This is a genomic window from Pelomicrobium sp. G1, assembly GCF_051905455.1.
Lineage (GTDB): Bacteria > Pseudomonadota > Gammaproteobacteria > Burkholderiales > UBA6910 > Pelomicrobium.
Window position 1 is genome coordinate 1 of sequence record NZ_JBQACR010000366.1, and the last position, 267, is coordinate 267.

Below are 267 nucleotides of genomic sequence, written 5' to 3' on the forward strand. Positions count from 1 at the left end.
GTCTCCGCCACCATCCTCACGCTGATCGTGATCCCCGCGATTTATGCGTTGGTGAAAACATTCGCCCTCCGCCGGCAAGCCTCCTGAACGGGTCCAACCAATGAGGCAGGGTTTTATATCGTAGCAATGAAAGGAGAGGCGGTCATGGAGCTCAAGGCGGTGCTCGCCTTCGTCCGGCGGAGCGCGCTGGACAAGGTCGAGGACAAACTTCATGAGATCGGCGTTAAAGGACTCACCATGATGAAAGTGAAAGGGCATGGGGAGTAC

1 protein-coding gene is annotated in these 267 nt (G+C 56.6%); it reads left to right on the forward strand.

Going from position 1 to position 267, the window contains the following annotated elements:
• Positions 1 to 144: 144 nt before the first annotated feature.
• Positions 145 to 267, forward strand: a 123-nt coding sequence (locus ACTFO6_RS18855) for a P-II family nitrogen regulator (protein WP_439935888.1), incomplete at its 3' end; no start/stop codon positions are given.